Here is a 26147-nt window from a genome sequence, read left to right as displayed (position 1 = left end):
TCAGGGATATGTAATTTGTTTTTGGAACAAAAGAAAGCGAGGCCTAATAGGCCCCGCATGGTAAAGCAATCAAAGACAAGATATCCGGTATCTCGTAATGCTGTTTCGCTTAAGTGAACAGCATTAGCCTAATGGCTCCTTTTTGATGTTTCAAGCAACGTCAGCGCTTACTTTTTGATGTCTTCAAAAAAACGCTTTACGCCATCAAACCAGCTTTTTTGCTTGGGTGAATGCTCAGAATTTTCACCCATGCTATCGGCCAATTCTTTGAACAGTTCTTTTTGACGCTCCGTTAGGTTGACCGGTGTTTCCACCACAACTTTACAGATCAGATCACCCACTGGGCCGCCACGAACCGGCTTAACACCTTTGTTACGCAGACGGAAAAGCTTGCCTGTCTGACATTCCTCAGTCACTTTCAGACGCACACGGCCATCCAGTGTCGGCACATCAATTTCGCCACCCAATGCAGCGGTGGCAAAGCTAATCGGTACTTCACAGTAAAGGTTAGCACCATCACGCTCAAAGATAGCATGCGGCTTCACCGATACCTGTACAAACAAGTCGCCTGGAGGTCCACCGAAGGTGCCAGCTTCGCCTTCGCCTGTAAGACGAATACGGTCACCCGTGTCCACGCCTGCAGGAATCTTAACGTTAAGCGTTTTGTACTCTTGCTTACGGCCTTGGCCGTGACAAGACGTACAAGGATCAGAAATGATCTGGCCTTGACCGTGACACTGAGGACACGTCTGTTGTACCGAGAAGAAGCCCTGTGACATACGCACTTGGCCAGCACCGTTACACGTTGGACAAGTCGTAGGCTTAGTCCCAGGTTTGGCACCCGAGCCTTCACACTTATCACATTCGACAGCCGTTGGGATACGGATCTTCTCTTCACAGCCCCAAACCGCCTGCTCTAGGTCCAGTTCAAGGGTGTAACGTAAGTCCGAACCACGACGGGTACGGCTTTGACCGCCACCGCCACCACCGCCGAAGATGTCACCAAATACATCACCGAAGATGTCACTGAAACCGCCAGCGCCACCACCGAAGCCACCGTGACCACCTTGGCCACTGACACCTTCATGACCGAAGCGGTCGTAAGCAGCACGCTTATCTTCAGAAGACAGAACTTCGTAAGCCTCAGCGATCTCTTTAAATTTATCCAGTGCTTCTGGATTATCCGGGTTCTTATCCGGATGGTACTTGTTGGCTAGCGAGCGGTAGGCTTTTTTAATGTCCTTTTTATCCGCATCTCGGCTGACACCAAGCACTTCATAATAGTCACGTTTACTCATTGCAGGTGTTCCTGAATATGTAGAGTGAATTCAAATCCCTAGATACAGCAAAACACGGTAACGTCCCGTGTTTTGCATAAGTCCCTAGGGACGACGACTTAACTAAGCGCTAGGCTTATTTTTTGTCGTCTTTTACTTCTTCAAACTCAGCATCAACTGCGTCGTCTTGTTTGCCACCAGAAGCTTGTTCACCTGCTTGAGCTTCAGCAGCATCTGCTTGCTCGTACAGTTTCTGCGCTAGTGAACCAGACGCTTGAGTCAACGCATTGGTTTTCTCTTCGATCTGATCTTTATCGTTAGACTCTAGCGCTGCTTCTAGGTCAGTGATCGCTTTCTCGATCGCTTCTTTTTCTTCCTCAGTCGCTTTGTCGCCTGCGTCAGTCAAAGTTTTACGAGTCGCGTGGATCATGCCGTCCGCAGTGTTACGAGCTTGTACAAGCTCTTCGAACTTACGGTCTTCTTCAGCATTCGCTTCCGCGTCCTGAACCATTTGTTCTACTTCTTCATCGCTTAGGCCAGAAGAGGCTTTGATCACGATAGACTGTTCTTTACCAGTCGCTTTGTCTTTCGCAGAGACGCTCAAGATACCGTTGGCATCGATATCGAAGCTTACTTCGATTTGCGGCACACCGCGTGGCGCTGGTGGAATGTCAGCCAAGTCGAAACGACCTAGAGACTTATTCTGAGACGCTTGCTTACGCTCACCTTGTAGGGCGTGGATCGTCACAGCGTTCTGATTGTCTTCTGCTGTTGAGAATACTTGCGACTTCTTCGTTGGAATCGTCGTGTTTTTCTCGATCAGAGCAGTCATCACACCACCCATTGTCTCGATACCTAGAGACAGAGGTGTTACGTCTAGTAGTAGAACGTCTTTCACATCACCTGCTAGTACCGCACCTTGGATAGAAGCACCGATCGCAACCGCTTCGTCTGGGTTCACATCTTTACGAGGTGACTTACCGAAGAATTCAGTTACTTTCGCTTGTACCAGTGGCATACGAGTCTGACCACCAACAAGGATAACTTCGTCGATGTCTGCACCAGATAGTTCCGCATCTTTCAACGCTTGGCGGCAAGGCTCTAGCGACTTAGCCACTAGATCTTCTACCAATGACTCAAGCTTAGAGCGAGTCAGTTTAACGTTAAGGTGCTTAGGACCTGTTGCGTCAGCTGTGATGTAAGGTAGGTTAACTTCTGTTTGTGAAGAAGAAGATAGCTCAACCTTCGCTTTCTCACCGGCTTCTTTTAGACGTTGTAGCGCTAGTGGATCGTTGTGTAGATCGATACCAGTCTCTTTCTTGAACTCTGCTGCCAAGAATTCGATCACGCGCATATCGAAGTCTTCACCACCTAGGAACGTATCACCGTTAGTAGACAGTACTTCGAATTGTTTCTCGCCATCTACGTCAGCGATTTCGATGATAGAGATATCGAATGTACCACCACCAAGGTCGTATACCGCTACAGTAGAGTCGCCAGATGCTTTGTCTAGACCGTAGGCTAGTGCCGCAGCTGTTGGCTCGTTGATAATACGTTTAACTTCAAGACCCGCGATTTTACCCGCGTCTTTCGTTGCTTGACGCTGAGAGTCGTTGAAGTAAGCAGGTACAGTAATTACCGCTTCAGTGATTTTCTCACCTAGGTAGTCTTCCGCTGTTTTCTTCATTTTCTTCAGAACTTCAGCAGAGATTTGTGGTGGCGCTTTCTTATCGCCTTTCACTTCTACCCAAGCGTCACCATTGTCCGCTTCAAGGATCTTGTAAGGCACCATTGAGATGTCTTTTTGTACAACATCATCTTTAAAGCGACGACCGATCAAACGCTTAACAGCGAATAGCGTGTTCGTTGGGTTAGTTACTGCTTGGCGCTTCGCAGACTGCCCTACCAGTGTTTCACCGTCTTCTGTGAATGCCACGATAGATGGGGTAGTGCGATCGCCCTCTGCGTTTTCAATTACGCGAGATTTGTCACCGTCCAGGACAGCAACACAAGAGTTGGTTGTACCTAAGTCAATACCAATGATTTTGCCCATGGTTTTATCTCCAGTAAAAATTCTTTGTTCGTTTCGATAATTCTGTATTTGGGTACGGCAATTTGTATTTCAAGCTCTCACTGTCAAAAAAATGACAGTTTTTTAGGCGGCGCTTGAAACCACTACCATCGCTGGGCGCAACAAGCGGCCATTTAGGGTGTAACCTTTCTGTACAACGTCCATCACGGTGTTTGGTTCCAAGTTTGGATTTGGCACCATGGTCATTGCTTGATGCAACTCTGGGTTGAACGGTTCGCCCGCTGGATCCACAGCCACCACTTCAAAACGTGCTAGCGTTTCGACTAGGTCGCGGTACGTCAACTCGACACCTTCGCGCATCGGATCATTCTCAGAACCTTCTGCTGCAGAAGAAAGCGCACGCTCTAGATTGTCAGCCACCGTAATCACGGATTTCGCAAACTTCTCCAAGGCAAACTTGTGAGCTTTCTCTACATCTTGTTCAGCACGGCGACGAATGTTCTGTGTTTCAGCTTGAGCGCGCAACGCAACTTCTTTGTATTGTGCTGCTTCTTCTCGTGCTTTCACTAGTTCATCTGCTGCTTCGTCAGCCAGACCTTCTAGGACTTCTTCAGCAATGGCTGCATCAGCTTCATTTAGCAATTCTTCTTGCTCGACTTCTTGCTGTGCTTTGTTTGTTTGATCACTCATTTTCATCTCCAAATAACAGAAAGTAACCTGTCTGTGAGCGATATATGGGGACGCCTTTTTACCTTTCAACACCTAATCCCCATTAAAAGTGCGCAAATAATTTCTTTTTCGGGCACTTGTCAAAATTCAAACATATACTGTATAAATACACATATAAGATACTGTATAAATACACATATAAGATACTGTATAAATAACCATACCTTTGTTTGCTTTATCAGGAGCAGATCATGCTAACCAGTATTGCTATCTCAAACTTCGCGATCGTTGAAAGCCTCGACCTAGAACTGAAACCGGGGATGACCGCCATTTCCGGTGAAACCGGTGCCGGTAAATCCATCATGGTTGACGCCCTCTCCTTGTGTCTTGGCGGGCGCACCGATGCCGGTGTGGTACGCCACGGGGAAAAGAAAGCCGACATCAGCGCGACCTTTGAGATCAGCGCTTACCCCGCGGTGCAACACTGGTTAGAAGAACGCGACCTTGAGAACGAAAGCGAAAGCTTATGCATCCTGCGCCGCGTGATCAGTAAAGAAGGTCGTTCTAAGGCCTACATTAATGGTCGCCCTTGTACTTTGGCCGATTTAAAGGAAGCAGGCAGTTTCCTAGTCGACATTCATGGTCAACACGAACACCAATCCCTGTTAAAACGCAGCGCTCAACGCCAACAATTAGATGAGTACGGCCAACTGACCGACCTCACCCGCCAAGTGCGCGAAGAATACAACGCTTGGCGCAAGCTCAAGGAAGAATTACACGCCAAGCAAAACCGCAGTGCGGAACTGGAAGCCAAGGTTCAGCTACTGTCTTATCAAGCCGAAGAGCTGGCCCAGCTAGATTTGAAAGCGGATGAGCTAGAATCCCTAGAAAAGGAACAGGCGTTTCTATCCAACATCGCCGACGCGCAATACAAAGCGTACGCCGCCAGTGGCATTCTGCGTGACAGTGACGAAGGCAACGTTTGCTCGTTATTACATCAAGCGATTCAGCAAGCCAGCGCCATTCATCCGCCGACCAAAGAACTGGAAAATGCACTGGAAATGATGAACCAGGCACTGATTCAAGCCGAAGAAGCGTCCGCTAGCTTAAATCATTACCAAGACACTCTGGAGCAGGATCCAGGTCGCCTACAGGATGTGGAGCAGCGCTTAAGCGATATTTACGATACCGCCCGTAAGCACAAGGTTTTACCGGAAGGCCTCATCCCCTTGCGCAAAGATGTGGAAGCTGAGTTAAACAACCTATCCGGCGGCGAAGAAAGCCTGGAAGCGTTGAAGTTAAAAGAGGAAAAGGCTTACCAGCAGCTCACCACTAGCGCGACTCTACTAACAGAGAAACGCATGCACGCCAAAGAACAGCTAGCGCAACGTGTCGAAGAACAAATTCATGGCTTAGGCATGCCCCATGCACGCTTCTACATTCACTGCGATCCGCTCGAGCAAATCAGCGCCAATGGCTATGAAGAAATCGAGTACATGATCGCCTCCAACCCTGGTCAGCCAGCGCAGCCGCTGCGCAAAGTAGCCTCGGGGGGTGAATTATCACGTATCAGTTTGGGGATTCAGGTAGTCACCGCCCATACGTCTGTGATCCCAACATTGGTGTTTGACGAAGTGGATGTGGGTATCAGTGGTGGCACCGCCGAAGTGGTCGGTCGCATGTTGCGCGCGGTCGGCAATCGTGGCCAGGTATTTTGTGTCACGCACTTGGCCCAAGTAGCAGCGCAAGGCCATCAGCACTTCCGCGTCAGCAAGGAAGTGTTAAATGAAGCCACGGTATCGAAAGTGGAATCGTTGGCGCAAACCAACCGTACGCAAGAAATCGCACGTTTATTAGGTGGGATCGAACTTACCGAACAAACCCTTGCTCATGCGCAAGAGATGCTCGGCAATGTCCAACTTCAGTAGCCTGGCTACTGAAGTGGTTTAGCTCTTCTTTGGACGAACGTAGATGATCAGGTTGTGATCTTCGATGTCGTAGCCATGCTCTTCAGCAATCTGATGCTGACGCTGCTCAATCACGTCGTCCACAAACTCAATTACCTTGCCCGTCTCTAGACAAATCATGTGGTCGTGATGCTCACCTTTCGCTAGCTCAAATACCGCTGTGCCTGCTTCAAAGTGGTGACGAGAAACCAAACCTGCAGTTTCAAATTGCGTCAATACACGGTATACCGTGGCCAGACCTACGTCTTCGCCTTGATCTAACAGTGTGCGGTATACATCATCTGCGCTCATGTGGTGATCGCCAGCATTTTCTAGAATCTGTAAGATTTTCACACGTGGAAGTGTTACTTTCAGTCCAGCTTTTTTAAGTTCTTGATTTTCACTGCTCATGAGTCATTCTCTATTTCGATCTCGTTAATAATTACTTTATCATTGACCTAACCAACATAGGATAAGACCAATGAAAAAAACGATTCTCCTACTCTCTACACTGTTCACACTTAGCGCGTGTAGTCTGCTCCCTTCACCTTATAAGCCGACTGTTGAACAAGGCAACGTCATTAAAACAGAACAAGTACAACAACTCCAACTTGGCATGACCGAATCTCAAGTCATGTTCGTACTGGGTACGCCTATGGTACAAAGTACGTTCAAATCCAACCAATGGCATTACTTGTTCACTAGCCTATACACTCAGCAAGAAAACCAAGCGAGTGAAGTGAAGCATCTTGTCCTGACCTTCCAAAATGGTGTCCTACAAGATATTCAGCAGAAGTAAGTTATTCTTTGTCGGCTTTTGCAGCGCGGTTGGCCCGAGCTTGTTTCGGGTCAACTTTTAACTCTCGGTAAATCTCCACTCGCTCACCGGCACGCAATGCTTGCTCTTCAGGTTTACGAACCGCCTTACCAAAAATACCCAACTTAGGATTGCTTAAATCCAAGTCTGGAAAAAACGCATCAATATTCGACAGACGCACGGCTTCCATCACGGTACAGCCTTCGTCGACATCCAATGCAACAATCTTTTGTTTTTCTGGCAGCGCATAGGCCACCTCTACTCGAATCTTAGCCATACACTACTTTCGCTCGTTCACTAAAGGCTTCAACCATCGCGTTGGCCACTTGGCCAAACACGCCGCCAAAGGCGAATTTGAGCATACCACTTAACTCAAAATCGATACTTAAAGCGATTTTACACGTTGTTTCCGACAATGGCTCGAACGTCCACACACCGTGTAGCTTTTTAAACGGCCCTTGCACCAAGTTCATTTCCACTCGGCTTGGCTCAGTAAGCACATTACGGGTGGTAAAAGACTGATGCACTGGCCCCTTGCCCACATCCAATGTCGCCACAATCTCACGATCCGTACGAGATAAAGTACGAGCGCCTAAACAGCCCGGTAAAAAAGCAGGATATTGCTCAAAATCGTTTACTAAGTCGTACATCTGTTTTTGACTATAGTTCACATGAGCAAACTTCTGAATATGACTCAAACTAAACTCCTATCCATCCAGCGACAGTGATCAACACCGTGGCAGGGATGCTGACGTATTTCAGCGTAAGGTACCACCAGCGAAAATGGCTGGGGGTCTTCACAATCAACTCGTTCTTCAACATCGGCTCAGGCAGAACCCAAGCCACCAAAACAGACAACGCCACCGCAGCGATCGGCAGCATAATGAAGGATGTCACATTATCGACTAACTCAAACAGGTTCATACCAAACAGAATTTTGGCATCCCAATGGTTAAACGACAGCACGATCCCAATACCGAAAAACCATACGCCAAGTCCCAAACGAAAGGCTGCTTTTAAACGACCAATATAGAAGCGTTCATGCAACCAAGAGACAAATAGCTCCATCATGGCGATGGCGGACGTCAGCGCCACCAGTACCAGCAGTACAAAGAACACTGGTCCAATCACCTGCCCACCAGGCAGCACATCAAAAATAATCGGCAAGGTGACAAAGGTCAGACTTGGGCCGGAGTCGGTATCAATGCCGAAGGCAAACATCAGTGGGAAGATGATCAGCGCCACCAAAATCGACACTAACAAGTCCAAGCCCACAACAATGGTACAGGCCTTGGCAATGGACATGCGCTTACTCATATACGCCGCGTAAGCAAACAAAGCGCCAAGCCCTGCGCCCAAACTAAACAAAGCATGACCGATGGCAGATAACGCCACTTCAAAGGTCACCTGCTGCCAATCGAAACGAAACATAAAGCTTAAGGCATCAGCACTGTTTCCCACCGTGAGGGCATAAATCGCCAGCCCCAACATAACGACCAACAAGGAAGGGATCAGCAGCTGCACCACGCTGGACAAGCCACGGGTCACGGATTGCCCAACCACAATGACCGCGAACACCATAAAAATGGTATGCCAGAAAATCATCTCTACCGGTGCATTCAACAGACTCTGAAATAAGCCTTCCGACTGCATTTTATCCAAGCCGCTTAACTCACCCATGACCGAGTGCCGTGAGTACGCAAAGGCCCAACCACCGATCACACTGTAATAGGTCAAAATCAGCAGGGCTGTGATGCCTGACAAATATGGCACCGCCACCCAAAATTTGGACACCACATGACGCTCGGCTAAATCATTGACCGTATCAATTGGGTTGGAGCGTACCGTTCGCCCCAGCGCCACTTCGGCCATCAACACAGGCAATCCAACCAACACCAAACAGAGGAAGTAGATCAGCAGAAAGGCACCGCCACCGTTGGACCCCAACATGTACGGGAACTTCCACATATTTCCCAAGCCAATAGCTGAACCTGTGGCAGCACAAATAAATATCCAAGGGCTTGACCAAATCCCTTGTAAACAGCGACTCTCGGGCATACATTAAGCTCTCTAATGAGTTAAGCGAATTTAAAACATACAGCAAAACAGCTGCCTGCACCGAATTTACTTAAAGTTCCGAATTTTCTTATATTAGGGCGCATACCTCAAGAAAAGCATAGGATTTTCGCCCTATCGACCGTATAATTTTTACCTATGAGTAAAGCAAAGAAAAAACCAAACAGTTCCGGCACGATTGCCTTAAACAAACGCGCGCGCCACGATTACTTTGTTGACCAGAAATTTGAAGCCGGTGTTGCGCTGACTGGCTGGGAAGTCAAAAGTCTTCGTGAAGGCAAAGCACAGTTGGTGGACAGCTACGTCATCATCCATCAAAACGAAGCTTACCTAATTGGCGCACGCATTACGCCGCTGATGAGCGCCTCAACACATGTTGTGTGTGAACCTACGCGCCAACGCAAACTGCTGCTTAACCGTCGCGAACTGGATCGTATTATCCAGACCATCGAGCAAAAAGGTAAAACTTGTGCTGCGATGGCGCTATACTGGAAAGGTAACAAAGTAAAATGTGAGATCGCCTTGGTAACGGGTAAAAAAGACCACGACAAGCGTGATACCGCGAAAGAACGCGATTGGGCACGTGATAAAGAACGCCTAATGAAATCAAAAGTTTAACATCCACACTGTGGAAACAGAGCGACCGACTAGCGTAATCCATAAGGATTGGTTAGAATGGCCTCAACTTCGGGGATGACATGGTTTCGACGCCGGTTACAAAACCTGAGGTGCATGTCGAGAGTGATACGTGATCTCGTAAATCCACATGTATCAATTATATAGTCGCAAACGACGAAAACTACGCTCTAGCAGCTTAATAACCTGCTAGTGTGCTGCCCCCAGGTTGCTTGTAGCCCGGGATTCCGCAGTATCATAAATTACGAGATGCTATCCGATGCCCTGCCTGGGGATAAGGATCTAAGATCAAACAGGCTCGCTGGTTACACCCTGTCCTTCGGGCGGTAAACAGTCAAAAAGTAGAAGTGACTAAACATGTAGATCCGATGGCAGAGGACTGGCGGACGGGGGTTCGACTCCCCCCATCTCCACCAGACGTCTAAAAAAGGCCGCTTAGCAATAAGCGGCCTTTTTTGTGCCTGCTAAAAATAGCCAACACCCGTCTTTCCGTATCAATTGCAACTCCGTAAAAGTTACCCCACACTTGTTTAATATTTGACTAAGTTTGAGGTTGCCATGCGCACATCAATTCGGAAAATCAACAATGAACATCTTGTCATCATCCCCGATCACATAATCAAATCATTGCAGATCGAAGATGATGTAGAGATCAACATTAAACATGGCAGCTTGGTTTTAACCCCTAAGAAAAAGCTGCGCCAAGGTTGGTTTGATTCCTACAACATCAAGAAAGATGACGAGGCGCTCAACACTCTGCGTTACACTCACTCAGAGTTACAAGATTGGGATTGGTAAGACCGGTCGACAGTCAATAGCAAAACTCAAACTGTGGATAAAAAGCGCCTTAAATCACAGCTTGGTACAATCGACTTAGAAGAATGGCACGATACGCTTTTGCAAATGTTGGCTTAAAGATTAATAAGGATATGGACACTATGACCAATGACGGCGGGATATATGCCATCAACTACGACGGCGAACTATTTGTTAAACGAGTACAAAAGCAACTCAATGGAACTGTGGTGATCGCATCAACAGACCTCAACACAATAAAGATCATAGGCCGCGTTATCTGGTCTGGTCATCTGATGATTTAGAGCAACTATTAGCATGGAGAAGCTAATGAGAAAATTAAACATTTGCACATGGAAATCATGTAAAGCCATTAAGAGTAATTTGGGTCTTTCTATTGCATTCGCTCTATCTGCAGTTTGGTCATTTGGCGCTGTATTAATTTTGCTAATCAATTTTAGATATGCAGAAGGCACTAAAACCTTAGGTTTAAATGAGATTGGAGATTATCTAGCTGGAGTTTTCAGCCCCTTAGCTTTTGGTTGGCTTATTTATGGATACATCATACAGAACAAAGAACTAAAGTTAAGCCGAGACACACAAGAACTTCAGCTAAAAGAATATATAAAATCTGTGAATAAATTCGAAAAACAGACATCAGCCCTAGTTGAGCAGAATATATTACTTGAACAAAAAGAGAGTCATGTTCGAAAATCAAAAAACTCAATATTTATACAGCCATCAATTTCAACAATTATATCTGGAGATCCTATTTCATACACCAGATTGAGAAAAAATAGTTCTCTCAAAGAATGAGTAAACGGGTTCGCTGAAACCAACACCCTAAATCTATACATCCATAACTCAGGAAAAGAATCAAAATCGGCAATTTTAAAAGCTATAAAAGAAACAAAAGATTTAACACCTATAGCTTCTACCAATCCACAAAACATAAAAAGCGGTGAAACTACAACATTAACAATTAAAACAAATATAGACCTAAGCGAAATAAACTTCTTAATTATCACATATTACAACGAAGATAACATAAAGCTTGAATATTTATATAAGGTTGAAATAAGTACAAACCCAATTAAATCAGAAAGACTAAATACTATTGAAGCTTTACAAGCAAATGTAGAGAAAGTATAAAATGGGTATCCAAAAAATTGCTACAGGATGCGAAGTCCGCTTCCGGTTTGCTGGCCACGGTAGCCGCTCTTATCGTAAGACATTCCCAACCAAAGGCGAGTGTGAGCGCTTTATGCATTACGCCATTGCCCAGCTTTAAACCCAATCGGGTGATATGCCTTGGTTAGCTTGCAACGGGCCCTAGCGGATGCCTTTTTGAATTGCTATGACGGCAAAAGCCCAGCCGTGTTCCAGCAGGCCGCGCAACACTTTCTCGCCTCGCTACCACAACAGGCTTTATCAGAGGATGATATAGAGCTTATTCGTGGCAGTGTTGAGCGCATTGCTCTGTCTTTGAATCGCTCCGCCAGCGCCATTGCCGTAGAGCGCAGCCAAGCCCCTGCACTTCCCTAGACAACTTGGGGTAATTTACGCGAACTTTCATCCATAGCCGCTTTTCTCATGCTAGCGATTCAACTACCGTGAATAGATAGCTTGATGGGAGAAGACTATGAAAACCTTGTTTTACGCCCTGCTTTTCGTGTTTATCACGGGGTGCTCGTCAAATGTGGTGATGGTGGGACGCCAAGTCAGTCAAGTGGACCCTGATGTGCAAATAAGCCAGGACGCGCGAATCCAAGTCCGTGCCTCGGCGTCAGGAGACCCGCTGACCAATAAACGCTATTTAGATCAGCTCATCGAAGCCTTTCGAAGTAAGGGCATACAACAGGTGGGCAGCCACTTAGACGCGGCAGACTTCATTGCCCAATACAATCTCAGTAGCCAAACGCAAATCCGCGAGCAGCAACGGCCGATCTATGAGCACCACCGTTTCAGTCAAGGCAGCGTTTGTCATAGAGGAACGGATGGACGTCGTTATTGCGATCGCGACTACCACATCATGCCCTATCTGGTTGGTTATGAAACCACTCAGACCTCGGTACTCGAAGCCGTGCTAGATCTGGAGCTCCTCACCCCCGCTGGTGAGGTCGTCCTGCGCAGCCACAGCTCTGTAGAGCACCCAAGCTGCTCACGCTGGAAGCTGTATGAGTTTTTAATTGCGCGCACCATTGCTCAGCTCGACTTCACAGAACCGCTGGATCGGCCTTATCGCATCGAAATGCCCGAGGCCTATCAATGTTCGGATGAGGCTTAGACAAGCAGAAGAGTCTGGTTTTCGCCAGACTCTTTATAGAACACATCTCTCTAAGAGCCTTCATTAATATAAAAAATCGTTATCATCCAGCCACGCCACTTTTCCGTACCCATCTATACTGAACAGTGTGAAAAGTGTTTTAAAGCGAATAAAAACATTCACAAGAACCTTAATTCAGAAGTCGGAAGTGAGGAGGACAGCATGATTAATCATGTATGGGGTCTATTACACCATCCTGATCGAGAATGGCGTGAAATCAATAAGGAGCATGAGTCGGTTAGCCACATGTACGCGCACCACGTACTGATTTTGGCGGCGATTCCTGTTGTCAGTAGTTTTATTGGTACCACCCAAGTTGGCTGGACACTAAACGGAGAGGAAGGGATCAAACTTAGTGTCATGACAGCGCTTGGCTTAGGTGTAGTGTTCTATGCATTGATTCTGCTTGCAGTGGCAGGTGTTGGTTCTGCGATCCACGCCCTATCGCGACAGTACTCACATCGCCCTAGTCGCTCAGAAAGCATTATCTTTGCCGGGTACATCGCAACGCCAATGTTTTTAAGTGGCCTGTTCGCTATCTACCCGATTGCTTGGTTGTGTATGTTAGCCGTTTGTTTGGGTGTGGTGTATTCCGCCTACCTACTTTACAAAGGCACACCTCGCTTCTTAGGGATCAGTCACAAGGAAGGTTTCATTTTGTCCACCGGTACGCTTGGTATCGGCGTATTAATCCTAGAGTTTTTACTGGCCGTGGTAGTACTCCTATGGAGTATGGGGTCTGAACACAGCCCTCTGTGGGCGTTCTTTGGCTAGACCTCATTTCGCTTACTATTAAATCAAGATGACAGCCTGCCCCAAGCGTTTGACTTGGGGCAGGCTTTTGTTTGATGCAAGGCAAGATGTTACAAATCTTATACAGTGTAACGATAAATAACTTTTATCTCACCGGCAATCAGCTCACAATTGAACCACACACTAAGGTCAGCCCTTCATTTCAGCGACTGCGGAGCACGGTTAATGTTTTTTTCTTCTAATAAAAATCGCATCAGCGAACTTGAGCAGCAATTACAATCAGAGCGTGAACAGCATCAGCAGCGTATGATGGTTCTTGAATCACAGTTAGCTGAGGCCAGAGCCGATGCTCAGATGTCGCAAACGGACGACAGCTGTGGCGAGCTGCTAAGTTACCAATTACGCGGTGGCGATATGCTCAACTCGATTCGCCATGGCTTGGCCGAAAACGCCGAATCCTTGATTCAAGAGCGTGAGCAATTAAAAGAAGTCGATACGCTATTCAGTGATACCCGTTCGGCCCTGCAACGCCTCAACCAACGCGCCACCATCATCAATGAGCAAGCCAGCTCGAGTATGGAAGCCGCGCAAATTCTGGATAAAACGGCCAGCGGCATTAGCCAATTGGTTTCCAGCATTCAGGAAATTTCAGATCAAACAAACTTATTAGCCCTCAACGCAGCCATTGAGGCCGCCCGCGCCGGTGAAGCAGGACGCGGCTTTGCGGTGGTAGCCGATGAAGTACGTAACCTTGCCAGTAAAACCCACTCTGCCAGCGAACAAGTCGAAGAGCTGGTACGTAAGGTATTGGATCAAACCCACGCCATCAAAGAGATGGTGGATAAGAACCAAACCAGTGCGGAAGATGTGGCCACGTCAGCGAACCAAATCGACAGCATTGTCGAGAACGTGATCGAGACGTCACAGAGCATGCAGGCCGCTATCAAGTTAGCCGCAACACAATCCTTCCTCGACACTGTGAAGCTGGATCACGCGGTGTGGAAAAATGAAGTGTACCGCCGTATTGATAACCAAGATTTCCACTCTGAGGTCAACGCTCATACTGAGTGCCGTTTGGGGAAATGGTACTACCAAGGCTACGGTGCTAAACATTATCAGCAATCACGCAACTTTAAGGCCATTGAAGCGCCACACAAAACTGTGCACGAATCTGGCCGTGCTGCAGTGAAGGCAGCACAAGCACAAAACCCTAAAGAAATGCTAAGCTACTTGGACAAAATGGAAACCGCGAGTTTACAAGTGGTCGTTAGCATCGAATCCTTACTGGAAGAAATCCGATCAAGCTGAACTTAATGGTTCCCATTGGGTCTATCATAAAGCGCTGACTTATCCTCAGCGCTTTTTTTTGGCTGCGGTGCAACACATTATTTTTGTTACTTTTTTACAACTAATTTTTGAAGAAAATATGTGCTCATCACGCTATTCTTACGAATCACTGTCAAACAAGCAGTACTATGTCGTTCATGACTGCTAAAAAAATGGAAACGGTTGGTATTCTATTAGACCATTTGATACCCCGTTGAAAATGCTATGAAGGAGCAGATCCGTTGAATACTCTACTATGCATTCCCCTATTAGTATTACTGGGCACACTCGTCCCCTTATGTAGTACACGCTATAGCCGAACCGCATGTGCTTTTTTAACGGCTGCATTGCCTGCCATTGCACTGTTCTTAATGTTGCAGCTAGCGCCCGCCGTACTCGATGGCCAGCGCTTTCAGACCTCGCTCGCTTGGGTTCCTAGCCTCGGGTTAAACCTCGCATTCCGCCTCGATGGACTCACCCTGCTGTTTAGCATACTGATCCTCGGCATCGGTCTGTTGGTCATACTCTATGCGCGCTACTATCTGTCCAACAATGACAATATTGGCAAATTTTTCTGTTATTTGATCCTATTTATGTTCGCCATGCTTGGCGTGGTCATGTCAGATAACTTGATCCAGATTTGGGTATTTTGGGAGCTGACCAGTATTAGCTCTTTCCTGCTGATCAGCTTCTGGAGCAGTAAGAGTGAAGCCCGTAAAGGCGCGCGTATGGCACTGACCATTACTGGCGCGGGCGGTTTATTCCTTTTGGCTGGCCTATTGATGCTGGGCAATGTGGTGGGCAGTTTTGATCTGCAAACCGTGTTGGACAGTGGTGATTTGATCCGAGCACACAGTGCTTACCCAGTAATTACGGTGCTCATTCTAGTGGGTGCCTTTACCAAATCGGCGCAGTTTCCATTCCACTTCTGGCTACCCAATGCCATGGCGGCGCCGACACCTGTCAGTTCCTACTTACACTCAGCGACCATGGTAAAAGCCGGTATCTTCTTGATGGCACGCTTTTACCCGTCCCTTGCGGGTACCGATTTGTGGTTCTTGATCGTTAGCATGACAGGCCTTGCCACCTTCCTATTGGGGGGTTACCTAGCACTGTTCCAACACGATTTAAAAGGCTTGTTGGCGAACTCCACCATCAGTCACTTGGGTTTGATTACACTGCTATTAGGTATGGGCTCTGACCTTGCCTTGGTGGCCGCGATTTTCCACATTATTAACCACGCCACGTTTAAAGCGTCGTTGTTTATGGCGGCGGGCATTATCGACCATGAGTCCGGCTCTCGGGATATGCGTCAACTCAATGGTCTGTGGAAGTACATGCCGTACACGGCAACTTTAGCGATGGTGGCTTCCTCAGCCATGGCTGGTGTGCCGCTACTGAACGGTTTCTTATCAAAAGAAATGTTCTTTAACGAAACACTGCATCAGGATTCCCTTGGTTCCTTGTCTTGGATGGTTCCCGTGATGGCTACCCTAGGGGGTGTCTTATCGGTGGCTTACTCAACCCGTTTTGTACACGACGTATTCTTTAATGGTGAGCCAATCAACCTACCGAAAACGCCCCATGAACCACCGCGTTACATGCGTGTACCGGTCGAGATCCTAGTAGCACTGTGTTTGTTAGTGGGTATTTTCCCGGGTTGGATCGTCGGTGATTTGCTCTACAGTGCGTCTTTCTCGGCCTTGAACGCGCCAGTACCGGAATACAGTTTGGCCATTTGGCACGGCTTTAATATCCCACTGTTGATGAGTGTGATCGCTTTGTTAGGTGGTTTGTTTGTGTATTACAACCGCCAGCACTTATTTAAGTTCCAAGCACAATTCCCAAGCAATGACCCTAAAATCTTGTTTGAGCGTGCGATTCAGCAACTAGTGGCGAAGGCTGCTTGGTTTATCGGCTTGTTTGAAAACGGTTCGCTACAACGCTACATGTACTTCCTGTTCATGTTTACCATTATCGTCAGTGCCTATCCGTTATTGGACCTAGACACCACTGCGGGCCGCCGTCCAGAAATCCCTCTGGATGCGCTATCCATTACCGGTGCGGTGTTGTTGTCGATTGCTTCATTGGCTACCGTGATTTGGCACCGCCGTCGTATGGTGGCGCTGTTGACCGTCTCTGTGGTGGGCTTGATCGTCACTCTAGCGTTCGTACGTTTCTCTGCCCCAGACTTAGCATTGACGCAATTGTCGGTGGAAGTGGTCACCATGATCCTGCTAATGCTGGCGCTGTTCTTCTTACCGCAAAAGACCCCGAAAGAATCGAGCCCACGTCGCGTGGTACGCGACTTGGGCATCTCGGCGATGATTGGCGGTATTGTCGGTACGGTGATTTATGCCTTGATGACCCGCCCACTGGATACCATCTCGGACTTCTTTACCGAAAACAGTAAGACCGGCGGTGGTGGTACCAACGTGGTTAACGTGATTCTGGTGGACTTCCGTGGTTTTGATACCTTAGGCGAGATCACCGTATTGGGAATCGCAGCATTGGGTATCTTTAAGCTGATTGCCCGTATGCGTTTGTACATGCCGTCCAGTAACGAACAAGGTCGTCCTTGGTCATCGGATCGTCACCCACTCATGCTTGCCGTGGTGTCACAGAGTCTACTGCCGCTGGCGTTATTAGTATCAGCTTACATCTTCCTACGAGGTCACAACATGCCTGGTGGCGGCTTTATTGCGGGCTTGATTACTTCGGTCGCCGTAATTCAGCTGTATGTGGCACACGGGGTGGACTGGATCAAAGACCGTTTGAAACTGGACTACCAAATCATGATTGGCTCGGGTATCGGTATTGCCGCACTGACTGGCCTGGGTAGCTGGTTCTTTGGTCGTCCGTTCCTGACTTCGTGGTTCGACTATTTCTACTTACCAGTGATCGGCAAATTTGAGCTGGCCAGCGCCATGCTGTTCGATCTTGGTGTTTATTTAACGGTGGTGGGCGCAACCATGTTGATCTTGGCCAACCTAGGTCAGTTGACCACCAGTGAGCGTGCTGTTTTTGAGGAGGAAGAATAATGGAAGGCATCTATGCTTTTTGCGTAGGCTTGATGACGGCCTGCGGGATTTTCTTAACCTTACGTGGTCGGACTTTCTCAGTGGTCGTTGGCCTGACCCTGCTGTCTTATGCGGTTAACCTATTTCTATTTGCCAGCGGTCGTCTGAAATTAGACGGCGCTGCGGTACTGGGTATGTCAGAAGAGTACGGTGATCCCTTGCCTCAGGCCTTGGTGTTAACCGCCATTGTGATCGGCTTTGCCATGACCGCCTTTGCCGTGATCTTGGCCATGCGCGCCCGCGCTGACTTGGGTAATGACCATGTCGATGGTCGTATCCCACAAACGAAGGAACAAGTTCGTCAGAAGTCTGGAGGACAGCGCTAAATGCAACATCTAAGTATTTTACCGATTCTGTTGCCACTGTTTAGCGGCGCGCTATTACTGCTGCCACCGTTTTCCAAAACACTGAAACGCCAGCGTCTATTAGCCGTCCTATCTATGCTGTTACAGGTGGTCATCGGCTTTGCTTTGGTGGCTTCGGTACAGTTCGACGGCGTCACCCAGTACATTCTTGGCGACTGGCGTCCGCCATATGGGATTGTCTTGGTGGCAGACCCTATGTCGAGCGTAATGGTGTGTGTAACCAACTTCTTAGCCTTCGGTGCACTCTGTTACGCCACCGGCTATCATGATCGTACCGGTGGTTACTTCTACCCATTGTTTATGTTCCAAGTCATGGGTATCAATGGCGCCTTCCTGACCGGAGACGTGTTTAACCTATTCGTGTTCTTTGAAGTCTTGCTGATTGCCTCGTATGCTCTGCTGATTCATGGCGGCGGTAAGCACAAGACCCAAGCGACCACCCATTATGTGATCTTGAACCTCGCCGGTTCGAGTGTCTTCCTGTTTGGCTTGGGCATCTTATACGGCACATTAGGTACGCTAAACATCGCAGATATGGCGCAGAAAGTTGGCGATCTTGAAGGCAGTGTCGCCATTCTTGCGAAGATCGGCGCCTTGCTATTAATGGTCGTGTTTGGCATGAAAGCCGCGCTACTGCCATTGCACTTCTGGCTACCAAAAACCTACTCAAGTGCCAGTGCGCCCGTGGCCGCCATCTTCGCCGTCATGACCAAGGTGGGTATCTACAGCATCTTGCGCATTCACGGTGTGGTGTTTGGCGATGACGCAGGCGAGTTAGCCAATGTTGCGCAATCTTGGCTGTGGCCACTGGCACTGTTGACAGTGGTCATTGGTACCATTGGTGCGTTGGCCAGCCCGACTCTGAAACTGCTGACGGCCAACCTAGTGGTGTTATCAGCCGGTACCTTGATGGTGTGTGCGGCCTTAGGCAACGAAGCGGCCACCAGTGCGGCACTGTATTACATGGTGCACAGTACCCTAGTCGCCGGCGGCATGTTCTTGTTAGCGGATATGATTGCCCGTCAACGGGGCAAAGCGGAAGATCGCTTTGTCGTTGCTAAGACCATGGATAACCCGATCTTCTTAGGCATTCTGTTTGCGATCGCGGCCATTGCCGTGATTGGTATGCCGCCGTTTTCCGGTTTCTTAGGTAAGGTAATGATCTTGCAAGCAGCGCATTCCACCGCCGAGCAACTTTGGGTGTGGCCTATTCTGCTACTGAGCAGCTTAGGTGCCTTGATTGCCTTGTCCCGTGCCGGTACCACCTTGTTCTGGCGCCACTCGTCCAGCAAGCAAGCCTCTGATGAAAAACAAACCATTCACCTAGGGGAATGGCTAGGCATTGTGCTGCTGCTAGGCGCATCGCCTTTGCTCGCCTTATTTGGTGGCCCTATCTCTGAATTGACGATCGATGCGGCGGTATTCCTACATGACCCAAGCTTATCAGTGGATGCATTGTTAACTAGCCCATTGGCTGACGGAGGCTTCTAATGCGAATTTTACCTATGCCATCCCACAGCTTATTGCTGTTTTCCGTGTGGCTGTTTATGAATAACTCCATCAGCCCAGGGCATATTCTATTAGCGCTATTCTTTGCCATTGGCATTCCCTTGCTGGTCAACAGCATGCGTGACGAACACCCCAAGATCCGCAAACCTTGGCTGGCGTTCCGTTATTTGTTGCTGGTGTTGAAAGATATTTTGGTGGCCAACATGCAAGTAGCGCTATTGGTACTAGGGCCTGTACGTAAATTGCAGCCGGCCTTTGTGGCGATCCCATTGGATGTGACCTCGGATGTCGGCATTACCGTATTGGCCAGCACGGTGTCACTGACACCAGGAACTGTCAGTGTAGAGATATCAGAAGATAAGCAATGGCTGTATGTACACGCGTTACACTTGGACAATGAACAAGAACTGATTGATGAGATTAAACAGCGCTACGAGCGCCCGATTAAGGAGATCTTAGGATGCTAAGCTGGGCGTTATTCTTCGTCACTATTTGTATTTGTATCGCTTTGTTCCTGAACTTATGGCGATTATTAGTAGGACCACATATGTCTGACCGCATTATGGCCCTAGACACCATGTACATTAACGCCATCGCGTTGTTGGTACTGTACGGCATCTATATGGAGACCAGCTTGTATTTTGAGGCGGCTCTATTGATAGCCATGCTAGGTTTTGTCAGTACCTCAGCCTTATGTAAGTACTTGCTTCGCGGCGATATCATCGAGTAACAGGAGAGCCATATGTCATTTTATACGGAACTATTGATCTGCTTTCTGCTGGTGGTCGGCGGTGTCTTTTTGTTGATTGGCTCGATTGGCTTGGCACGTTTACCGGACGTGTTTACCCGCCTGCACGGTCCGACCAAGGCCACTACTCTTGGTATTACCGGTGTGCTGTTGTCGTCCATGATTTATCAGACGATTAACCAAGGCAGCTTTTCCGTGTCAGAAGTTTTGATCACGCTGTTCTTGCTGATCACAGCGCCGGTAGCAGCCAATATGATCGCCAAGGCGACGCTACATCGCGAAAACCCAAGCATCCCACGCACTAAGGGCCAGTCGCTATTGCATAACATCCGTCACCGTAAAGCGGCGGATGCTGAGCAGTCCGATTAAACCACGCTGGTCCCTAGCGCAGTCCGCTGCCCTTGCTGCAACAGCCGCAGGGCAGCGCTTTCCGACAGCGGCCGATCATAGAAATAGCCTTGATGCAGATGACAGCCAAGCACATTTAAGACATTCGCTTGCTCCTGTGTTTCCACCCCTTCCGCAATCACTTTCAAATCGAGATTCTGCGCCAGCTGAATAATGGCTTCGCAAATCTTATCGCCTTCCGCTTGATCGCCAATACCGCTGACAAAGGATTTATCAATTTTCAAAATATCCAGTGGCAGCTCTTTTAAATAATGCAGCGATGAATAGCCGGTACCAAAGTCGTCGACGGAAATTTCCACGCCCATCCCTTTGAGCGCAGCCATGATATCAATGCACTGACTCATATCGTGCAGAAACACCCCTTCAGTAATTTCTATCTTGAGTAGGCTGCCATCGACTTGATGCTGCTGAAGCAAACTGGCAATCGTGTCGATAAAACCTTCTGCGACAAACTGTCGACCGGAAATATTGACGGCAATCGGCAGCACAGCCACACCGGCTGTTTGCCATGCGGACAATAAGGCGATGCTTTGTTGCAGTACCCAATCGCCGATATGACAGATCAAGTTGGACTCTTCGGCAATGGGAATAAACTCCACTGGCGAAATCATGCCTTTGTCTGGATGTTGCCAACGAATCAAGGCCTCAAAGCCCATCACCGACTGCGACAAGGTGTCTATTTGCGGTTGATACAGCAAATGGAATTGTTGCTGAGCCAACGCCTGTTTGATTTGCTGTTCATACTGGAAGCGGCTTGAGACTTCATTGGCCATAAAGGCTTCGAAGAATTTAGCGTTATCGCGGCCATTTTGTTTGGCCCAATACATGGCCATATCTGCCTGCTGTATCAGTTGCTCAACATCGTATAAGTGCTCAGTCATGGCAATGCCAATACTGGTGCCGACTTTGACCGGGTTGCCCGCCAACAGCACAGGCTCGCGCATTTGCTGTAGGATTTTCTGTGACAACTGTTCAGCGCGCTGCACCGATACCTCTTCTGTCAGCATGATCAAGAACTCATCCCCACCCCAGCGGGCAATAATATCGGATTCCAACACCACATCAGTGAGCCGCGAGGACACCTCACAAAGTAACTCGTCCCCCGCTTTGTGACCCAGGGTATCGTTGATAATCTTAAACTTATCCAGGTCTAGAAACAGCAAAGCCACTGCTTGATGGCATTCCTTAGCTTGCTGTAAGGCATGCTCCAGCTGTTCCGTCATATAGGTACGGTTATAGAGACTGGTCAAGGGATCACTGTAGGCGAGAAAACGTAAGCGTTGTTGCAGTTTCACATGACGTGTCATATCACGGATATGCAAGGTGAACTCCTGAAAGCCGCCCTGGTCATTGACCACTTTGGTAATGGCGATCTCAACAGGGAAGGGTTCATTATCGCCACGCTGCAGTTGAAAGTGATTGCGGCGGTTAATCAACCAACCACCGGAGCTGGAAAAGCCTGTTGCCAAGCTGGTTAAAATGCTTTCACGGTCGGCTTGCGGCACAAAGGTGGCGATGAAGCTTTTGCCTTTGACTTGGCGCTTGAGCACACCGAAGGTCCGCTCTGCCGCAGGGTTGTATTCAATAATATGGCCACTGCCATTGATGGTGACGATACAGTCCATCGATGAATCGAGAATCGCGGATTTGCGCATTTCACTTTCTTTAAACCAGTACAAGGCTTGGTCCCGCTCGGAGATTTCCTTGTGCACGCGATCAATTACCTGATTGTATTGCTTCGCGATTTGGCCGACTTCAGTAAACGGCTCCTCTGGCACATGTTTGGAAAAGTCCGCCTGATCTTCTTGATAATGCATCGACGTCAGCAAATCGATTAACTCCGTAGTGGCCCGATGCTCGGCTATGTTCAGCCCCTGCTCTTCTTGCTCGCGGGTGACACGCAAGGCAACAAACTGGCGCAGTATAGACAGGGCGATATAGACCACTAGCAGGCAATAGGCACCTATTGCCACAATGCCTAGCAGTTGAACCTGTAACTGCTGCCAACGACTTAGGCCGGTACCGAGCGCGTTTAAATCCCCAAACAGGGCCACCGCCAAGGTTCCCCAAATCCCAGCGAACAAATGCGCCGGCACAACATCCAGCGCATCATCCAAACGCCAGCGCTCCATTAAGAGGGAACCCACGATGGTAATCATGCCACTGAGCAGACCGATTAAGATCGAAGCCGACGCGGACACCACATGACAGCCAGCGGTGATGCCGACTAGCCCAGCAATCACGCCATTTAACACCTGCGACACATTGATATAGCGGTGGAGGGCATAAAACAGTAGCGAGGCCCCAATGCCACCCCAGATTGCCGAAACAAAGGTGTTCAACAATATCGCTGGCACACTGTTGTTGAAGCTCAAGGTACTGCCGCCGTTAAAGCCAATCCAGCCTAACCAGATCAGCAATAAGCCTAGCCCTGATAACGGAAGGTTGCTGCCCTGGGGTAACAAGATCCCCTGCTCGAAGCGGCGTAAGCGTGGCCCGATCAGCCAGACCGCCACCAACGCTACCCATCCACCCACCGAGTGCACAATCGTTGAGCCAGCGAAATCAACAAACCCCAATGCTTCCAACCAACCCTGACTGTCGCTTTGGTAGACACCATTCCATGCCCAATGGCCGACAATCGGATAAATCAAAGCGCTCAGCATAATGGTCATCAGCAAGTAGCCCACGAACGTCATACGCTCCGCGACCGCCCCTGATACCAAGGTCGCGGCGGTGCCACAAAACATCATTTGAAATAAAAAGAAGGCAATCGAAGTCGAGGAGGCTTGATCACCAAACAGAAATTCGGAAGTACCGAGCATGCCCTGATAGGAGGCACCGAACATCAAACCAAAGCCGACTAAGTTAAAAACAGCGGATGAGAGAATAAAATCAGAAATATTTTTAGCCGCGACATTGATGCTGTTTTTACTGCGTATACGACCACTTTCAAGACAAAGAAAGCCAGCTTGCATCATAAAAACCAGCGTAGCCGACAGCAAAAGCCACACAACATCTATCATATAAGCTCCAAAGTGATACATACGATAAAAGCACGCACCAATTAAGCGCTAAACAGTGGGCTAAAAAGGTGAGCTTGGCCTAACGCGCGGAAATCCCCCGAGCACCTTTACGCCATACAAGAGTTAGGCCAACCTTGTGATTTCCTCACAAATGAAAACAGGCACCGAAGTGCCTGTTTTGCATGATGTTTAAGTGCCTAAAACCAGCTGCGCCAAGGCTACCGAAGCGATGTAACCTAATGAGTAGACAATTAATAGGACCAAACAGTAGCGAGCATAGGAGGCAAAGGTGAGCCCATTAACCTTACTCATCGCCACGATCCCTGCAGCCGAACCGATCACCAACAAGGACCCCCCCACACCGACGGCATAGGTGAGCCCGAGCCAATCCGCATCACTCATCACGATGCCAGCTTTTAATAGCGCGGCAGTAAGCGGTACGTTATCAATCATGGCCGATAAAACGCCCATCAAGAAGTTGGCAACAAACGGTGGCAGAATCTCGTACATACGTACAATCGAATCCAATACCTCGATCTCTTTTAGCATTCCCACCAAGAGTAGAATGCCTAAGAAGAACAGCAAGGTTTCAAACTCGATCACACGGATGTATTCCAAGATCGACTGTTCCTCTTCTTTATCGTCATTAAAGAAGCGGGCAATTAAGAACATGGTAGCCATACCCATTAAGAACATCAGTACCGGTGGGATACCAAACAGAACGTTTGCCGCAATGGTCGAAATGATGGTGCATAAAAATGCTCCGGCTATCATTAAATCCACTGAACGCACTTCGTTGTGACGAATATTGATCTCAACCGTTTCATTCATACCGTGACTGAGCAACAGCGCTAGCACCATCACCGCGGAGAACGCCGGTAATGACAGCATCAACAGCTCTAGGATATGCACTTTGCCTTCCAAGAAGATCATCAGGGTGGTCACATCACCAGTGATCAAGGACACCCCGCCCGAGTTGACGGCAAACACCACTAAGGTGGCAAAGCGGACAGTCTTTTTCGTCGATAGATTCAGCGACAGAATCAAAGTCACTGATACCAAGGTCGCGGTAATGTTGTCAGCTAAAGAGGAGAAGATAAAACAGAAAATCGCCGTTAAAAACAGCAACGAGCGCTCTTTGATCCGCTTGGGTAAGAACAGCAAAATCACGTTTTCGATCATGCCCTTCTTGTTGAGATAGGCAACGAAGGTCATCGCCGCCACCAAGAACAACCATAAACTGGCAATCTCAGAGACGTTTTCCTCAAAACCAAGCCCTATGGCTTGTGACTCATCAGGGGAGTCGGAATGAAACACATACAATAAAAACCATGAAAAGGTCCCTAGGAATAGGGTTACCTTGGCTTTATTGACGTGTATGACATCCTCGAGCACCACGCCAAGCAACGCGATCACCGCGAGCCCAACGAGCACCATTTGCAGTATTTCTGACATGTATAACAACCTCAAAAGTGAATTTAAAAGCCCAAAAGTTTGATTCAGAAATTTTATACCTCCTACTGAGAAGGGCCTACTCATTTACTGCTCGATTTTGAAAAAAAATTACATACAGACTATTTAGCAAAATGATAACGTTTAAAAAATCGCCGCTAATAGGCATAAAGACATCTATAAAAGTCTTAAATGAAACACTGTTAAATTAAGACTTTTACAAAAGCTTCAAAAGCCAATCAAAATCGTAATTTTTGAGGTGGTTTAAAGGGGACGCTGAGCAGGTTATCAACACAGGTGTTTCAAACGACCACTTGTAACCTTGCGCGGGAGTGATATATGAGTGGTAAAAGGTGTGAAGGGCTGACGGTAAGCCATAAATGTTTCAAATCTCGGGGACAGCCCGATAGACAAACACAGTGTCTCAGGGGTCAGATCCCTGCACGTATATCAGCTTCCAACTACTGCGGTCTGCTTAGGAATCTGACCCCTTTGCTAATAAATTCTGCAGTCTTTCATGTCCCTTCCCTGTTTAAGGGGAAGGTTAGGATGGGGTTACGGTAATTCGAGAGACCCGCTCGTACGACCCGACTTCGTTCGGGGAGCAAAAGCTTTATCACGGAGTAATTTCCTTCGCACAGCGAAGTCCTACAAAGCCAACACCGCATTGTAGGACCGCGATTCCCGCGGGAAGGGGTCTGTTCTGGCGGGCCAGATGACCTTTCCTATGTCCCAAACGCAAAAAAGCCCTGACAGCGTTAGCTATCAGGGCTTCTTTAAATTAAAAGCTTGACGACGACCTACTCTCACATGGGATCTCCCACACTACCATCGGCGATGGCGCTTTTCACTTCTGAGTTCGGGATGGGATCAGGTGGTTCAACGCCTCTATGATCGTCAAGCAAA

26 protein-coding genes, 1 rRNA gene and 1 other RNA gene are annotated in these 26147 nt (G+C 48.2%); 18 read left to right on the top strand and 10 right to left on the bottom strand.

Annotation, left to right across the window (positions count from 1 at the left end):
* Positions 1–167: 167 nt before the first annotated feature.
* From dnaJ to grpE, 3 genes are all read right to left on the bottom strand, one after another.
* Positions 168–1298 carry a molecular chaperone DnaJ gene (gene dnaJ / locus MAQ5080_RS16570; protein ID WP_067212997.1) on the bottom strand — a complete coding sequence of 377 codons (1131 nt, stop codon included), beginning with the start codon at positions 1296–1298 and terminating at the stop codon, positions 168–170.
* Between the two features lie 115 nt (positions 1299–1413).
* Entirely contained in the window at positions 1414–3330 is a 1917-nt protein-coding gene (dnaK, locus tag MAQ5080_RS16565) for a molecular chaperone DnaK (protein ID WP_067213001.1), read from the bottom strand.
* Between the two features lie 102 nt (positions 3331–3432).
* Complete coding sequence (grpE, locus tag MAQ5080_RS16560) at positions 3433–3999, bottom strand: nucleotide exchange factor GrpE (RefSeq protein WP_082861158.1); 567 nt, start codon at positions 3997–3999, stop codon at positions 3433–3435.
* A gap of 230 nt (positions 4000–4229) precedes the next feature.
* Between grpE and recN the strand changes: the two genes are divergently transcribed.
* Positions 4230–5906 (top strand): DNA repair protein RecN, encoded by a 1677-nt coding sequence (gene recN, locus MAQ5080_RS16555; protein WP_067213008.1) that lies wholly within the window; start codon positions 4230–4232, stop codon positions 5904–5906.
* An 18-nt stretch (positions 5907–5924) separates the two neighbouring features.
* On the opposite strand, the gene fur is transcribed toward recN, so the two are convergent.
* Positions 5925–6335, bottom strand: coding sequence for a ferric iron uptake transcriptional regulator (fur, locus tag MAQ5080_RS16550; RefSeq protein WP_067213011.1), 411 nt, complete (start codon positions 6333–6335; stop codon positions 5925–5927).
* 70 nt (positions 6336–6405) lie between these two features.
* On the opposite strand from fur, the gene MAQ5080_RS17700 reads away from it, so the two are divergent.
* The gene (locus tag MAQ5080_RS17700; RefSeq protein WP_067213013.1) at positions 6406–6723 is read left to right on the top strand and encodes an outer membrane protein assembly factor BamE; all 318 of its coding nucleotides are present in this window, start codon (positions 6406–6408) and stop codon (positions 6721–6723) included.
* Position 6724: 1 nt separating this feature from the next.
* On the opposite strand, the gene MAQ5080_RS16540 is transcribed toward MAQ5080_RS17700, so the two are convergent.
* From MAQ5080_RS16540 to MAQ5080_RS16530, 3 genes are read right to left on the bottom strand one after another with little or no spacing between them, the layout of a single operon-like run.
* Complete coding sequence (locus tag MAQ5080_RS16540; RefSeq protein WP_067213016.1) at positions 6725–7018, bottom strand: RnfH family protein; 294 nt, start codon at positions 7016–7018, stop codon at positions 6725–6727.
* Positions 7011–7439 (bottom strand): type II toxin-antitoxin system RatA family toxin, encoded by a 429-nt coding sequence (locus MAQ5080_RS16535; protein ID WP_082861159.1) that lies wholly within the window; start codon positions 7437–7439, stop codon positions 7011–7013. Before MAQ5080_RS16535 ends, MAQ5080_RS16540 begins: the two co-directional genes overlap by 8 nt.
* 1 nt (position 7440) lies before the next feature.
* Positions 7441–8799, bottom strand: a complete 1359-nt coding sequence (locus MAQ5080_RS16530; RefSeq protein WP_067213020.1) for a sodium-dependent transporter — start codon at positions 8797–8799, stop codon at positions 7441–7443.
* 156 nt (positions 8800–8955) lie between these two features.
* On the opposite strand from MAQ5080_RS16530, the gene smpB reads away from it, so the two are divergent.
* The 16 genes from smpB (at position 8956) to MAQ5080_RS16455 (ending at position 20724) form a co-directional block, all read left to right on the top strand.
* Entirely contained in the window at positions 8956–9435 is a 480-nt protein-coding gene (gene smpB, locus MAQ5080_RS16525) for an SsrA-binding protein SmpB (protein WP_067213025.1), read from the top strand.
* A 71-nt stretch (positions 9436–9506) separates the two neighbouring features.
* Positions 9507–9869, top strand: a transfer-messenger RNA (tmRNA) gene (gene ssrA, locus MAQ5080_RS16520).
* Between the two features lie 142 nt (positions 9870–10011).
* Positions 10012–10251: an AbrB/MazE/SpoVT family DNA-binding domain-containing protein gene (locus MAQ5080_RS16515; protein ID WP_067213028.1), complete on the top strand. Its 240-nt coding sequence runs from the start codon at positions 10012–10014 to the stop codon at positions 10249–10251.
* A gap of 140 nt (positions 10252–10391) precedes the next feature.
* On the top strand, positions 10392–10553 hold the full coding sequence (locus MAQ5080_RS16510; RefSeq protein ID WP_156496600.1) for a S24 family peptidase: 162 nt from the start codon (positions 10392–10394) through the stop codon (positions 10551–10553).
* Between the two features lie 25 nt (positions 10554–10578).
* Positions 10579–11064 carry a hypothetical protein gene (locus MAQ5080_RS16505; RefSeq protein ID WP_067213036.1) on the top strand — a complete coding sequence of 162 codons (486 nt, stop codon included), beginning with the start codon at positions 10579–10581 and terminating at the stop codon, positions 11062–11064.
* Positions 11065–11401: 337 nt separating this feature from the next.
* Positions 11402–11539 carry a hypothetical protein gene (locus MAQ5080_RS17450; protein ID WP_156496601.1) on the top strand — a complete coding sequence of 46 codons (138 nt, stop codon included), beginning with the start codon at positions 11402–11404 and terminating at the stop codon, positions 11537–11539.
* A gap of 20 nt (positions 11540–11559) precedes the next feature.
* Positions 11560–11793: a hypothetical protein gene (locus MAQ5080_RS16500; RefSeq protein WP_067213039.1), complete on the top strand. Its 234-nt coding sequence runs from the start codon at positions 11560–11562 to the stop codon at positions 11791–11793.
* A 97-nt stretch (positions 11794–11890) separates the two neighbouring features.
* Complete coding sequence (locus tag MAQ5080_RS16495; protein WP_067213043.1) at positions 11891–12535, top strand: hypothetical protein; 645 nt, start codon at positions 11891–11893, stop codon at positions 12533–12535.
* A 201-nt stretch (positions 12536–12736) separates the two neighbouring features.
* The gene (locus MAQ5080_RS16490) at positions 12737–13348 is read left to right on the top strand and encodes a Yip1 family protein (RefSeq protein WP_082861160.1); all 612 of its coding nucleotides are present in this window, start codon (positions 12737–12739) and stop codon (positions 13346–13348) included.
* A gap of 204 nt (positions 13349–13552) precedes the next feature.
* Positions 13553–14635: a methyl-accepting chemotaxis protein gene (locus MAQ5080_RS16485; protein WP_067213047.1), complete on the top strand. Its 1083-nt coding sequence runs from the start codon at positions 13553–13555 to the stop codon at positions 14633–14635.
* Between the two features lie 260 nt (positions 14636–14895).
* Positions 14896–17694 carry a monovalent cation/H+ antiporter subunit A gene (locus MAQ5080_RS16480; RefSeq protein WP_067213051.1) on the top strand — a complete coding sequence of 933 codons (2799 nt, stop codon included), beginning with the start codon at positions 14896–14898 and terminating at the stop codon, positions 17692–17694.
* On the top strand, positions 17694–18059 hold the full coding sequence (locus tag MAQ5080_RS16475) for a Na+/H+ antiporter subunit C (RefSeq protein WP_067213054.1): 366 nt from the start codon (positions 17694–17696) through the stop codon (positions 18057–18059). Before MAQ5080_RS16480 ends, MAQ5080_RS16475 begins: the two co-directional genes overlap by 1 nt.
* Positions 18060–19589: a monovalent cation/H+ antiporter subunit D gene (locus MAQ5080_RS16470; protein WP_067213058.1), complete on the top strand. Its 1530-nt coding sequence runs from the start codon at positions 18060–18062 to the stop codon at positions 19587–19589.
* On the top strand, positions 19589–20074 hold the full coding sequence (locus tag MAQ5080_RS16465) for a Na+/H+ antiporter subunit E (RefSeq protein ID WP_067213062.1): 486 nt from the start codon (positions 19589–19591) through the stop codon (positions 20072–20074). The genes MAQ5080_RS16470 and MAQ5080_RS16465 overlap by 1 nt, the downstream gene beginning before the upstream one ends.
* On the top strand, positions 20068–20337 hold the full coding sequence (locus MAQ5080_RS16460) for a K+/H+ antiporter subunit F (protein ID WP_067213065.1): 270 nt from the start codon (positions 20068–20070) through the stop codon (positions 20335–20337). The genes MAQ5080_RS16465 and MAQ5080_RS16460 overlap by 7 nt, the downstream gene beginning before the upstream one ends.
* 12 nt (positions 20338–20349) lie before the next feature.
* Entirely contained in the window at positions 20350–20724 is a 375-nt protein-coding gene (locus MAQ5080_RS16455) for a Na+/H+ antiporter subunit G (protein WP_067213068.1), read from the top strand.
* On the opposite strand, the gene amt is transcribed toward MAQ5080_RS16455, so the two are convergent.
* The 3 genes from amt to rrf form a co-directional block, all read right to left on the bottom strand.
* Positions 20721–23789, bottom strand: coding sequence for an ammonium transporter (gene amt / locus MAQ5080_RS16450; RefSeq protein ID WP_067213071.1), 3069 nt, complete (start codon positions 23787–23789; stop codon positions 20721–20723). The genes MAQ5080_RS16455 and amt overlap by 4 nt on opposite strands.
* 189 nt (positions 23790–23978) lie before the next feature.
* On the bottom strand, positions 23979–25244 hold the full coding sequence (nhaD, locus tag MAQ5080_RS16445; RefSeq protein ID WP_067213075.1) for a sodium:proton antiporter NhaD: 1266 nt from the start codon (positions 25242–25244) through the stop codon (positions 23979–23981).
* A 784-nt stretch (positions 25245–26028) separates the two neighbouring features.
* A 5S ribosomal RNA gene (gene rrf, locus MAQ5080_RS16440) occupies positions 26029–26143 on the bottom strand.
* Positions 26144–26147 lie beyond the last annotated feature (4 nt).

The sequence above is a fragment of the Marinomonas aquimarina genome, from assembly GCF_900089755.1.
Classification (GTDB): domain Bacteria; phylum Pseudomonadota; class Gammaproteobacteria; order Pseudomonadales; family Marinomonadaceae; genus Marinomonas; species Marinomonas aquimarina.
The sequence above is the reverse complement of the archived record's forward strand: the minus strand, read 5'-3'. Positions and strand labels throughout refer to the sequence as shown.